The sequence below is a fragment of the Paenibacillus sp. S33 genome, assembly GCF_053615415.1.
The window spans coordinates 3,897,803-3,910,124 of the sequence record NZ_JBSIEZ010000001.1 but is presented as its reverse complement, the minus strand read 5'-3'; the positions used below and the strand labels follow the sequence as shown (position 1 = coordinate 3,910,124).

Genomic DNA, 12,322 nt, shown 5'->3' with positions numbered 1-12,322 from the left:
ATCGAAAAGTCCCCGCACTTGGCCACGAAACACCGTCGGATTATTTGAAAAGTGAAGAATCAGATGGCATGAACTTCATTTTAGCGAAGTAGGTTTGTCCAAACTCAAATAAAGCCGTATAAAGGGAGCCGATGTCAGGCTCCCCTTTGCTATCATAAGCGCCTGTGTTGTAAGAGTTCTAATGGGCTGAAAGCTCACTCTCCGTCACCCATTTATGATTTTTGACAGGCTCCCCTCCTGTAGTCGGCGTATAATCTACCATATATACGGTCGTTGGTTCTGCGGAGTCAATGGTAGCCTTAGACCCATCCATCCCTTTCATATGATCTGCTGTAAGGATAACCTCCGTTCCGGGTGCAAAGGGCTCGCTGCCTGCATCTTTAATCTCTTCATGTATAACCCACTTATGATTATTCACTTTTTCTTCTCCAGTGGTTGGAGTATATGAGACCGTATAAGCAGTAGTCGTATAAGCACCAACAATCGTGGCAGTGGCCCCATTCATGCCTGCCATATGGTCAGCTCGAATAGTCGCTTGGCTACCAACTTTGAAGGCTGGATTTTCAGCTTCTTTTAGTCCGGTAGGAAGCTCACTGGAAGTGGAATGGTTCATATCCGATGTGTCGTGCTGTTGACTGCTGTTTGTCGTGTGCTCCTGGTTCGGCGTGTTACTGTTTCCGCACCCACTCAAAATAATCATGATTGTACCAGCGAGCAAAGCCCATTGCATTCTCATATTTACAGCTCCTTTAGGGTTTTAATTACATATTTTAAATGTACCCCTATGGGGTATATTTAAAACGGAAGTATATGACAAACGTGTGAAGTGTTTTGCTTTCAAGGGGATCTCCTGTTGTGCCCCCTTTTTTGCTATGCAGAAGATGCGTAATTAAATGTTGTTGACAGTGAATAAAAAATCATTGTAATATCTATAAAACGCATCAAGTTACTTGGTATTTTGAGCGATTGTAAACATTCTAACTCACCAAAAGTAGATGATATCAAGGAGCAGGGGGAGACATCAAAATGAAGAAACCATGGATTTCATTTATATTGCTGCTGGGAGCAGTCGTGCTTTTTATTTCAGGCTGCGGCAGCAAGAATACGTCGGGCAACGCTGCGGGTGAAGAAAAGAAAACACTGCATATCAGCTTTAATCCCGGTCCATATAGCGATCAGTTTAAGAATGGTGTGGCTCCATATTTGGAGAAGAAAGGCTATACGATTACATATAAAGAGTTTACAGACGGTGTTCAGCCCAATGTAGCCGTGGCTAAGGGGGATATTGATGCTAATGTGTTCCAGCACTCGCTCTACCTGGATTCTATGAATAAGCGGGAGAATATTGATCTAATTGGTGCTGTGCAGGTCCCGACTCCTCCAATGGGATTGTACTCCAGCAAGCATACCAGCCTTGACGAAATCAGTGAGGGAGCCCAAATCAACCTGCCTAACGAGCCAGTCAATATGCTGCGTGCGCTGAATATTTTGAAGGAAGTAGGCTGGATTACGTTAAAGGACAATATCGATCCATTGCAAACCTCGGTGAACGACATCACCTCTAATCCGCATCATCTGCAATTTGTTGCTACCGACCCGGCACAGGGGCCACGTGCACTGGAGGATGTTGATTTTGCAGCTATACAAGGGAACTTTGCTGTATCGAATGGAATAAAGCTGACTTCGGCATTAAAGCTTGAAAATATGACAGATCCGTTCACGAACGTGGTCGCTGTGGACAGCAAGAACAAGGATAAGCCCTTCGTCAAAGACATTATTGAAGGATATCATTCAGATGAATTCCAAAAGTACATCCAATCGAATCCTGATTATGAAGGCTACAAGCTGCCAAGCTATTTCAAATAGTATAGGGTATTATCTTCTGCGGGCTGACGTTGTCAGCCTGTATCTTATGGATAGAAGGTGGAGATGAACGTGATTTTTTCATCCTCTGATCTCGTCAAGGCTCTGCCTGACAACTATTTTAGCGCAATGGATGACAAGGTGAATCTGTATAAAAGTAAGGGAATAGATGTAATCAATTTGGCAGCCGGCAACCCGGATCAGCCGACACCGGCGCATATCATCAGCACTTTGAAGGAAGCGGTCGATCAACCGATCAATCAGGGCTATCCGCCTTTTCATGGAAAAAAAAGCACGCTGGAGGCTGTCGCCGCGTTCTATAAACGGGAGTATCAGGTGGAGCTGGATCCAGACCGGGAGATTGCCATATTCAACGGCTCAGCCATAGGCGTAATGGGGATTCCACAGGCGCTATTGAATCCAGGTGATTGGTTATTGACCACCGATCCGGCATATCCCCAATATTATTCCGCTGCTGCGCTGGCAAGAGCCCATATTCATACGATTCCGCTTGATGAGAAGCATGGCTTCTTGCCTGATTATACAACCGTGCCGGAAGAAATTGCAGAGCAGGTCAAATTGCTCATGATTAATTATCCGAACAATCCGACTGGAGCAGTAGCTACTGCAGATTTCCTGACAAAGACGCTGAATTATGCCGCTCGGTATCAGTTTCCGGTTATGAATGATTTTGCTTACGGTGCTCTTGGATTTGACGGATATAAGCCGATTAGTTTATTGCAAATCCCCGGCGGTAAGGAGTATGGCGTCGAGACGTATACGGCTTCCAAAACGTATAATATGGCTGGATGGCGCTTCGGATTTGCAGTGGGAAATTCGTCCATCATTGGTGCGCTCAAGCATTATCATACGCATGCCTACAGCACTGTTTTTGGAGCGGTACAGGATGCGGGAGCTGTGGCATTGCTGGGCACGCAGGAACCGGTACGGGAGCTCGCGGCGTTATATGAGCGGCGCCGTGATGTTCTTATTGCAGCGTTACGGGGTATTGGCTGGGATGTAGCTGCTCCCCAAGGGTCTTTTTTTGCCTGGTTCAAGGTGCCAGAGAGGTATACATCGGCTTCCTTTGCAGACTTTTTATTGGACGAGGCGCATGTTGCGGTCGCTCCTGGAGAAGGCTTTGGTCGTGCAGGAGCTTCTCATGTGCGGGTCAGTCTGGTAAACAGTGAGGAAAGGCTCCTGGAGGCGGTGCAGCGCATCGCAGCAACGGGTGTTTTTCAAGGTTAAGCTGGAATACAAGGAATTCATGGAGGGAGCGGGAAAAGAACTTTGAGTATAGCGATTATCGGAGCTATGGAGGAAGAAATAGCAGATTTGAAAGCGCAGATCGAAGGGATAAAGATGACCCAGATTGCGAACGGGATTTTTTATACGGGCCAGCTTGAGGGCAAGGAAGTTATTCTGCTGCAATCAGGAATTGGCAAAGCGAACGCAGCCTCGACTACGGCGCTGTTGATTGAGCGATTTAGCCCTGAGCTTGTCATTAATACCGGATCTGCGGGTGGGCTCGATCCAGCGCTGCATGTTGGCGATGTCGTAGTGGCGACCGAGCTGACTTACAGCGATGTGGACGGAACGGCGTTCGGCTATACCTACGGACAGGTGCCACAGATGCCGGCAAGTTATCCTGTCGATCCAGCGCTGCTTGCTTTTGCGACAGAAGCGCTGGCGGAGACCAGGATTGAGGGGCAGATCGTCAACGGTTTGATTACGACGGCAGACTCTTTTATCTCCCAGGCTGAGCGCGCCCATTTTATCCGTAGCCAGTTTCCTGAAGCGAAAGTGACGGATATGGAAGGGGCCGCGGTCGTTCAGACTGCATACCAGTTTGGTGTTCCATTTTTGGCTGTCCGTTCTTTGTCTGATCTTGCCGGTGTAGAAGCGGCGGATTCTTTTGACTCCAATCTTGATTTGGCTGCGGCCAACTCGGCAGCAGTGGTTGTGGCTCTTGTAGCTGCATATGATAGAGACAAGCTTTGATATATTCAATGGCACACTATTCAGGAACGTTTTTTCTTTGGCTTGCCATGCTGGTTAATGAGAGTTCGAAGTTGTTTCCCGGCTTGGTTCAGCTCCATATCGTTCAACACATAATCGGTGCTGACTTCCCAGGTGCTGCGGTCATTCAGATGAAAAATAAAGGCGGGAAAGCGAGGGCGCAGCCATTTGCGGATGGAGGCCCCTTCGAATTCGACTTTAGTGATTGTAGCCCACGGGACAGTTCGAATACCATCGGAAATGCTGTGTTCGTCAAAGATGAACAGGTAGGTATCCTTACGAAGCGTTCTGCTCAAACAAACCACAAGATAGCTACCGAAAAAAGGAAGTCCGACAATGGCGGACGTAATAAAGAAGAAGATTTGTAGAGCTGAGATATCTTCGTCGATAAAAATGAGCAGCAGCAAAAACAGACAAATCAGCACAAACATCAAGCTGCCCATGGCCTTCCAAAATGCCAAAGATCTTCGATATACAATTTTATCCACGGAATACCGCCTCGTCGCGTACAAACTCCTGAATGAAATATGTTATCCGTTCTCTCCAGTCAGCTTCGGTTACACTTTCAATACGCAGACATGGGATGGCCTGCATATCCAGTTCTGTATTTCTTACAATCCACACATCATTCATTCCTTTAAGAACAAATAGCAGATTCGTAACAGAAGGACCATCTTCATCCGTATCCGTGTATACCATTTGGCTCAAATTATTAAGGCTACACTGATTACGATCAAAATCCTCTCGCCAGTCTTGTATTATTTGTTGGGCCGACTCATGAAGCTTCCACGTTGTCATTTGCTGCATGCTGAAGTTGGATGAGGTTAACTCATTCCACTGTTCTTCGGTCAGATCGACGTATCGGCTGTGCGCATTGAAGTACGAAGCAAGCAGGCCGAACAATTGATCAATGTCATGATGCCAGTCTTCTGGGGAAGACCAGCGAAAGAAATGGAGTTCATTGTGACTGGAGAAATGATACAGAAAACGTTCATTTCCATGGTGTATCGTTAATGTATTTTGCTTATCCTGTTGCTCCTTGTAGCCACGTAGCATCTGACGACTTTGTACCAGATGAGCTAGCATTTCAACAATGAACTCATCAAATTCGAGCTGTTGTTGCTCGTCATCCCGTTGTTCCATCAGACCCTTGGATATCAGGCTATGCGTTGCAGCATGAAAAAGCAGTTCCCAGCGATCTTCGGTTAGTTCCCCGTAATAAGATTGGAGCAGACCAGAAGCCATATCTTCTGCGCCCAGTGCGGTCAAGGCAAAGCCTAGTTCCTCAAGCGTTAAAATTACCGTTTGTTTATCCATAGTCAGGCTCCTTCTCCATCTGTTAGGTGTATGTCATTTAAATAGTTTGCTGGCCCAACGTATCCCTTTTTCGGCGAATTTGGCGACTTTTCCACCTGCCCAGCTTCCCACCGTACCCCCGACATAAGCACCGACGGCTGCACCGACCGGACCACCGATAGCGCCGCCTACGGCTCCCAAAGCGACAGCACCGCCATAAGTTGCGGCGGTTTTAATCGCTACGTTAGAAGCGGATACAGCCACATCCGTTCCGGTAAGCTTCCCGCTTTTCCATTTTCCAGCCAGACTGATACCCTCGCCCACAATATTCATGGTGGCATTAATAGGGTACAGCTTTTTGGCAATCATGCCAGGAATTTGGCGGGTGGCTATGCCATATCGGCCTTTTTCCACCCCGGCGATGACGTTCCGCGTCCACTGAGGAAAGCTGTTGGCTTTATTGAATCCGAGGCCGAGCTTACCCATTTGAAGCTTTCCAGCTAATCGATCAAAGCCCTTTAACCCCTTCATCACAATACCGGGTTTGGCGAATTGGCGGTTTAGGCTTTTGCCTAAATTACGCATAAAAGCATTGTTGCCCTTGCCTTTCACCCATGCCGCATTATGTATAACCGCTCGAGTGGGATTCTTCAGACTTTTCTTGAATTCTACTGTTTTGGTGAGCACAAGTGTGGAAGCCAGACCGCTATAGATAGCTGTTCCGGCAAATCCCAGTTGCCCGCGCCATTTATTGGCTTCTGAAATGCTGTTAATGGCTATATCTGCTGGATCGGGTCCTTTTTTCCCGGAAGTTGTCCCTTCACTGCTGCCGATCTGTCCGCTGTGATCTCCTTTATTAATACCCGTGTCTACTTGGGTATCTGTTTCCTTGAATTTTACTGCAATGGAACGCAGCTCTGTGCTGACAGAACCGACAGTTTGAGTGAAAGCATCCATTTGTCCACGAGCTTTATGAAAATCCTGATAAAAGCGCTGTTGTGTTGTTCCTGCCCAGCTATTTTCCAACATCTGAATATGCTGTGACAGTTGTCCGCAAATTTGTGCCCCCAGCTCACGTGCCTGTGCGAACTGCCTGGAAACCGCCTCTAGTTTCTCAGGAGGAACCATAATTTTAGCCATGATGTCCACCTCGGATGATTAAAATAATTACTTATATTTTAGTGAATCTAGTGGGGGTTAGCAAAAAAAGGAGGGGATTTAAGTGAAAAATAAGTCATTTGTATGAGTTCCTGAGGATTCATAAGGGAGAAAAGTAGGAGTGTTATGATCCGAAGTTCTTATAAGTTATTCATAACGAAAACGAAAAAAGCCCCTCTTTTCAAATGGAGCTTTCCATTAGAAAGAGAGGCCTTCTTGCGTAGAGGCTAATGCATGTTTCGCGTCGTATTAATTATTTTAGCGGAATCTGCTTGGACAGCTTTTCAAACTGCTGCAAGTGAGGAGTGACCTTGGCGGTAATTCCTTTGAAATACTTGATGGACGCTTGTCTTTGACGTTCTTTGGTAGCAGTCTCTTCAGGGAACATGGAGTATTCCTTTTGGACAGAGCCATTTTTATAAATTACGGAGAAGAGCTCTCCTTTTTGCCACCTTTGGACGAGATCTTGATTACTGTGCAAGATATTTAACACTTCTTTTCCATTTTTATAAGTGAAGCTGTAGTCTGGATCGGCCACAGCGTGGATCACTTGGTAGCCGTTCTGTAATCCATTGTTCTGAAAAGTACCTACTTGAATCTCGTTCGAACGTACGGTTCCGTCCATTTGCGTCACTTTTTCAGTCTGCGTACCCTTGCCGCTCATCGTGTCATTGTTCCATGTGCCGTTGTATACGATTTTATGATTTTGTCCATCTGCATCCGTGTATTGATTTATATATTTTCCAGTACCTGAACGCTTGCCATTCACAAAATCACCCGAATACTGCTTATATTGGCTCCATTTGATCGTACCACGTCCGTTGGGCTGCCCATTCTCAACCTCTCCATAGTAAGTCGTCTGACCAGATAGCTGAAGCAATTCCCTGGTTGCAGCCGCATTCGCCGCAGGTGTACTTACAGACAGCGCTCCAGATATCAGCGATGCGGACACCATAATAGGCAGAGACAGATCTTTCCCTTTTTGCCAAAGTTTTTGCATCATGAGTATTCCCCTTTCGAAGCTTTGAAATTCTAAAAAATTATGTTCAACAACCCAGCACCGTTTTTATACTATTTTGTGCTTGGTGAATTATAGTTTAATATATATTGAGAATTATAGGAAACTGTAAAGTGAAAACAGCTAGTTAGGAGAGAGATTCATGAATTTACCTGAACATGGGAGTGAGGATGTATCTAGCATCCTTGCCATGGAGTTGGAGTATGAGCCTGTGAAGACCATAAAAGGAATCCATCAAGTGGAGCCTGATGCTAATATTTATTATTGATGTAGAATTCAGCAGACTTTATGAACACACTGCCAGCGCGTTTTCAGGAGAAGGGCACCGTTCATGTGCTTCCTCGGGAGGATGCTGCCCATGTACGTGCAAAAGCGGAAAAACTTAAAGCATTTACAGATCAGGAAGGTGAAAGGGAACACGCTGTCATGCTTAGGCTAGTAGCGGATCAAGGCCAATCTTACCGTGGAGCGGATATCTGGGATGTCATGCTGAGCCTCGGAATGGAGTGGGGAGATATGGATATTTTCCATGCACACCATCACGGACCGGGAGGCTATGATGAACTATTTAGCGTACATACGGGAACCGAGCCTGGCTTTTTTGGGTTGAGTACACTCGCGGAGGATCGCTTTGCAGATTTGATTTTCGGTATGGATGGCGTACGGACCGTGCAGCCGCAAACTGTGTTTGAGGCAATGTGGAAAAGTGCCGAATATGCACGCGCCAGACTCGGCGGGACATTAGTGAATGAACAGGGTCTGCCAGCTGTGCCGGAAGATTATCTGCGCCAGATTCAAGAGATGGAAGACCGCTTAAGTGATTTTGGTTTTAAAGCAGGCGAGGATGTTGTTGCGTTTCTATTCTAGATTAGAAAGGAGTGATTTCGTTGTCCAGCAACTCTATTGAGAAGCTAAGAACGATTCTAAAACGTAAAGCTACTATTTTTCATACAGGGGGTCGCAGACCGTCGGGTTCCCTTGAACAGAGCTGGATTGGTAGAGTTACAGTGGCTTTGCCAACGGAGGAACAACCCATTGATGTACAGGGGAATGTTATGGCTCCGATCATGCAATTGTATTTGCCTGCCTTGCCCTTTGTCCCTGAAGCTATGCACAGTGTCAAGCTGTTGACGGTCTTCCTGTCTCCCGATGTACTGGATCATGAGGACATGGAAGGATATATGTGTATTCGTGAGTATACGTCGGTAGAGAATTTAGTTGAAAAAGACTTTGGTCCGGCATTTATGCAAATCAAAGTATTCCCGCTATTCCCCGAACTTAAAGAGAATGATTATCCGGTTTGGGACGGTGAAAATATCCCTGAGGAATACGGCGATGTTCTCAACCAGATGGACGAGGAGGAACCCGACTATTTTGAGGACATCGTAGAGGAAATATATGCGGTTCACAAAATCGGTGGCTATCCCAGCTTTATTCAACCAGGCATCGACTTTGGCGAGGGCTATGAATTTGTGTTTCAGATTGCCTCAGATGCCAAAGCCCAATTGAATATTGTGGATGGAGGCAGCTTTTATTTTGCCAAGCATCAGAATGAAGGAGTCTGGCGGGGGTACTTTGATTTTTACTAATAGGCTCATTTAGAGAGCAGTCTGGAACCGATCGTTTTGTAGAGCATGGCAACCCAATATACTCGTAGTTTAGAAGCTATCGAAAATGGAGTGAAAAGATATGAATGTTTTAGGTCAGCTAGGTTCTGCTATCCAGAGTAGTCTATTTATTCAATCCGAATTGAAGAAATCACATGCATTTATTCAGAAGCACGACCTGCCTGTAGAGCAGGTGGAAAATGATTTTCACAAGCAAATCATCGTGCTGGAGCAATATGCGGGAACTCGCGTTTTTCAGCGAGGGCTTGCTAAATACAAAGTAATCAATGTAATGCTTATGATCATATCTGTGATCATATTGCTGGCAGCAGGCATCGTTGCGGCGGTGGAATATTTACAACCAGAACGACATTTGCTGCAAGTGCTGGCGAATGCCATGTTTGACCATTGGGTTCCCTCTATCACTTTGCTCAGTGTTGTATTCGTGGGTGTGATCGTTTTTGCCATCATTAGAAATGTTTATGTCAAGCAATTACATACGCGCGTGCTAGATCGGGCCTGGCAGGCCATTTTCAATCATGTGGACAAATGAGGACAGAGAGTAACTGTAGGAGATTGGCATAATAGCTGAAGGAGTGACAGCAATGAATGACTGGGAATCGGGAATCATTCAGGTCGATGGTGAGCGTGCTATCTACTCATTTTTAACGGAAGATCAGTTGTTAGAGACCACTTGGTATTCGAAATATTTTCATTCTGTAAGAAAGCTAGGGAATGACTACATCTGGTATCATTTCGATCAGGTTTCTTTGCTGTGTCGGCATTTTTTTGTGTCTGTATGCTTTAAGGATACAAACCTAATTGTCGTGGAGATTTCGCTCCAGGGAGATGAATTTCCAACTTCGTGGGATAATTGGTCTGAGGAAGGAGAGAGAAAGCGACAAAGGGAGCATGATCGTTTGTTACAGCAACATTTGTCCGTAAAGCCAAGCTATCGTCAAACAAAGCCTTACCCCTATATGGAATATGAACTGAACTGGGGGAAAATCTCTTCTTATTTTGACCCCCGGTCGGGAAATACGGCCATTGCTTTTAAGTATAAAGATGAATAGTGATCTTACATAAAATACACGACAACCCTGCGCTTTGTGCTGAAGGTGAGGGTGTTGGATGAGTAAGGGAGATGTGTTGTGGATAAAGAGGCGAAAAAAATACTGATGAACACATTCTGGTCCTCTAGCGGCTGGAAGCAGGAGCGGGGATCTTTTTCGGGTGAGGATTTTGAATATGCCAAAAGTAAGGGCTTGATGTTCGATCCGATCACCATTACACATAACGAGATTATAAACAGGCTGCATGAGCTGCACCAGCAAAAGGCTACAAAAGAGCGAGTGGCAGCAGCGTTTTTGCACAGTCTTTCCACGAAAAAGGTTCATTTACGAAGCGCCTTATCGAGCTGGGCATTAACCGCAGGGCTTCCTTTGCACACCTATGGGGAGCGGCCTGTCGTCTTGCCCAATTACAGTAGCTGTGGGGATTGTAATTTTAATAAATTGATGTCTGATAAGGAATATGTCAATGAAGATTTGAATGTACTGAATTTTGAACGAATCAAATGGGGCGGTATTCGTCTGAACCACCTTCTGTATTGCTGGATGGACCTTGAATTGTTCAGTCAAGAAGAGGCTGTTCAGATTTCCGATGAGGATCTGACTATACTTCATAACATGCTCGAAGCTGTTCAGAACTGTGATGCTCAAAGCAGTGCACGTCAATTGGAAAAGCGCTGGAAGGATGTGTTTCCATCCAGCAAAAACGAGCGTGATGTAGTCATGGAGGTGTGGGGATATGCCGGACTGCTGGTTCCACAGGACACGCCTCGTAAACGACAGCACGGCAATCATGATTTTTATTCCGTAGCAGCTTGGCAAGGAGATGACGGATACTCGCAGGAGGCGTTGGACTATTTCTTCGGTACGTTTTTATAGAGAAAGTGAATCGTTATTCCACATCTCGATCATGACGGTTCCTCAAACAACAAACGTTCTTCTTCCCGACTATGGATGGCATTGACAACCAGAAGCGCGTGGAACTGCTGAAGAACTTCAGGCGTAAGTCCTTCTTCACGGATCATGGCTTTGAGCTCTTTTACAATGATTCGGAGCAGATCATGATCCCGTGTAAGTTTGACGACAGCCTCCTGCAGTTCCGGTTTTTTCTCGACCATTTCCTGATAGAATCCTTCCTCTTCTGCATCAGCATGGCTAAGAATGCGGGTTTCCCAATATTCGATCAAGTGGTCGGCAGCCTGGCGCGCCACCTTGAATTCTTTTGCTTCGAGTAATTCCTCTACTTCTCTCGTCTTATCTAGAGCGCCAGATAGGCCGCCTTGATGAATGGCATGATGAGCATGCAGTTGACGTAAAGAAGGTCCTCCCATAACAGTTCATCCTTTCTTTGTACCCTTTTTTAGTACAGTATAGCATAAGAAAATAGCGTTATTTTTCCGGTTAGGATTTTCCCCCCTAAGGAAAAGGGAACTCCCTAATTGGTTCAATTTCATATAATACTTAGAATGAAGTTAGAAGATAAAACTCAATCTTGGGGGAATGGATGATGAATCGATTAACCGAAATAACAGACATAAAAAAGATTGTGAAAAAAGGATCAAGGGTTTGAAGGGGATGAGCAGATACATACCCAATCAACATGGAGCTTGGGCCATGCTCATTCTTCCATTTTTATTCGGTTTAGCTGCTTCTCGAGGGGAACTCATTCATATCCCCCTATTTGTGTGCTGGTTTTTTATCTACTTATTCAGTTTTCCTGTCCTCCAATGGATCAAAACAGGCAGCAGTGAAAGATACCGCAAACCCGCCGTTGTATACGGAGTGATATTACTTCCTTTGTTAATTTCACTGATATGGTTTGAGACTGCCTTGATCTGGTATGGAGCTCTTCTATTGCTCTTTTTTATGGCTAATATTTATTTTGCAAAAACGAAAAATGAACGTGCTTTACTCAATGACATTGTTGCAATTCTACTCTTTTGTTCTTTTATATACCCTGTTATTTATATGGGGGGAGGAGAGGATTGGGGAGTAGCAACAGAGCTATTCTTGCTTTTGGTGCTTTACTTTATCGGAACTGCTTTGTATGTCAAAACGATCATTCGTGAAAGAAAAAATATACGTTACCATTATGCTTCCGTCATCTATCATTTGGTGATTTTGTTGTTTGCTACTTGCTTAAAGTTACCTCTGTTTATTCCTTTTTTGATTTTTTTGATACGGGCCATATGGCTTCCTAAACTCGGATTAAAGGCAAAACAAGTTGGCATGGCGGAAATTGGATTTTCAATGATGCTCTATGTTTTTGTGTTGTTTTTATACTTCTAAAA

General features: G+C 45.2%; 16 protein-coding genes. 10 read left to right on the top strand and 6 right to left on the bottom strand.

Annotation, left to right across the window (positions count from 1 at the left end):
• Positions 1-178: 178 nt before the first annotated feature.
• Positions 179-736 carry a YdhK family protein gene (locus ACWGXJ_RS17815; protein ID WP_452567293.1) on the bottom strand — a complete coding sequence of 186 codons (558 nt, stop codon included), beginning with the start codon at positions 734-736 and terminating at the stop codon, positions 179-181.
• A gap of 290 nt (positions 737-1,026) precedes the next feature.
• Here ACWGXJ_RS17815 and ACWGXJ_RS17810 point away from each other — a divergent pair, with 290 nt between their 5' ends.
• From ACWGXJ_RS17810 to ACWGXJ_RS17800, 3 genes are all read left to right on the top strand, one after another.
• Positions 1,027-1,866, top strand: a complete 840-nt coding sequence (locus ACWGXJ_RS17810; RefSeq protein WP_053325891.1) for a MetQ/NlpA family ABC transporter substrate-binding protein — start codon at positions 1,027-1,029, stop codon at positions 1,864-1,866.
• A 69-nt stretch (positions 1,867-1,935) separates the two neighbouring features.
• Positions 1,936-3,111 (top strand): aminotransferase class I/II-fold pyridoxal phosphate-dependent enzyme, encoded by a 1,176-nt coding sequence (locus tag ACWGXJ_RS17805; RefSeq protein ID WP_452567292.1) that lies wholly within the window; start codon positions 1,936-1,938, stop codon positions 3,109-3,111.
• Positions 3,112-3,153: 42 nt separating this feature from the next.
• A complete protein-coding gene (locus ACWGXJ_RS17800) occupies positions 3,154-3,864 on the top strand; it encodes a 5'-methylthioadenosine/adenosylhomocysteine nucleosidase (RefSeq protein WP_013311357.1) in 711 nt (236 codons plus the stop codon).
• 20 nt (positions 3,865-3,884) lie between these two features.
• Here the strand turns inward: ACWGXJ_RS17800 and ACWGXJ_RS17795 are convergent, their stop codons facing one another.
• The 4 genes from ACWGXJ_RS17795 to ACWGXJ_RS17780 form a co-directional block, all read right to left on the bottom strand.
• Positions 3,885-4,370 carry a DUF5381 family protein gene (locus ACWGXJ_RS17795; protein WP_452567291.1) on the bottom strand — a complete coding sequence of 162 codons (486 nt, stop codon included), beginning with the start codon at positions 4,368-4,370 and terminating at the stop codon, positions 3,885-3,887.
• Positions 4,363-5,199: a hypothetical protein gene (locus ACWGXJ_RS17790; RefSeq protein ID WP_452567290.1), complete on the bottom strand. Its 837-nt coding sequence runs from the start codon at positions 5,197-5,199 to the stop codon at positions 4,363-4,365. Before ACWGXJ_RS17790 ends, ACWGXJ_RS17795 begins: the two co-directional genes overlap by 8 nt.
• A 33-nt stretch (positions 5,200-5,232) precedes the next feature.
• Positions 5,233-6,318, bottom strand: coding sequence for a WXG100 family type VII secretion target (locus tag ACWGXJ_RS17785; RefSeq protein WP_235309051.1), 1,086 nt, complete (start codon positions 6,316-6,318; stop codon positions 5,233-5,235).
• Between the two features lie 271 nt (positions 6,319-6,589).
• Complete coding sequence (locus ACWGXJ_RS17780) at positions 6,590-7,336, bottom strand: MORN repeat-containing protein (RefSeq protein ID WP_235309053.1); 747 nt, start codon at positions 7,334-7,336, stop codon at positions 6,590-6,592.
• Positions 7,337-7,496: 160 nt separating this feature from the next.
• On the opposite strand from ACWGXJ_RS17780, the gene ACWGXJ_RS17775 reads away from it, so the two are divergent.
• The 6 genes from ACWGXJ_RS17775 to ACWGXJ_RS17750 all read left to right on the top strand — a co-directional run bounded on the left by ACWGXJ_RS17775 (position 7,497) and on the right by ACWGXJ_RS17750 (position 10,910).
• A complete protein-coding gene (locus ACWGXJ_RS17775; protein ID WP_452567289.1) occupies positions 7,497-7,622 on the top strand; it encodes a hypothetical protein in 126 nt (41 codons plus the stop codon).
• A 20-nt stretch (positions 7,623-7,642) separates the two neighbouring features.
• Complete coding sequence (locus ACWGXJ_RS17770) at positions 7,643-8,221, top strand: cell division protein ZipA C-terminal FtsZ-binding domain-containing protein (protein ID WP_452567288.1); 579 nt, start codon at positions 7,643-7,645, stop codon at positions 8,219-8,221.
• A 20-nt stretch (positions 8,222-8,241) separates the two neighbouring features.
• A complete protein-coding gene (locus ACWGXJ_RS17765; protein WP_452567287.1) occupies positions 8,242-8,943 on the top strand; it encodes a DUF1963 domain-containing protein in 702 nt (233 codons plus the stop codon).
• 100 nt (positions 8,944-9,043) lie between these two features.
• On the top strand, positions 9,044-9,514 hold the full coding sequence (locus tag ACWGXJ_RS17760; RefSeq protein ID WP_452567286.1) for a DUF6097 family protein: 471 nt from the start codon (positions 9,044-9,046) through the stop codon (positions 9,512-9,514).
• A gap of 52 nt (positions 9,515-9,566) precedes the next feature.
• Positions 9,567-10,034, top strand: a complete 468-nt coding sequence (locus tag ACWGXJ_RS17755; RefSeq protein ID WP_452567285.1) for a hypothetical protein — start codon at positions 9,567-9,569, stop codon at positions 10,032-10,034.
• 78 nt (positions 10,035-10,112) lie between these two features.
• Positions 10,113-10,910 carry a hypothetical protein gene (locus tag ACWGXJ_RS17750; RefSeq protein WP_452567284.1) on the top strand — a complete coding sequence of 266 codons (798 nt, stop codon included), beginning with the start codon at positions 10,113-10,115 and terminating at the stop codon, positions 10,908-10,910.
• Between the two features lie 29 nt (positions 10,911-10,939).
• Here the strand turns inward: ACWGXJ_RS17750 and ACWGXJ_RS17745 are convergent, their stop codons facing one another.
• Entirely contained in the window at positions 10,940-11,362 is a 423-nt protein-coding gene (locus tag ACWGXJ_RS17745) for a hemerythrin domain-containing protein (RefSeq protein WP_025718091.1), read from the bottom strand.
• Positions 11,363-11,531: 169 nt separating this feature from the next.
• On the opposite strand from ACWGXJ_RS17745, the gene ACWGXJ_RS17740 reads away from it, so the two are divergent.
• Complete coding sequence (locus ACWGXJ_RS17740) at positions 11,532-12,320, top strand: YwiC-like family protein (protein WP_039274398.1); 789 nt, start codon at positions 11,532-11,534, stop codon at positions 12,318-12,320.
• Positions 12,321-12,322: the final 2 nt, after the last annotated feature.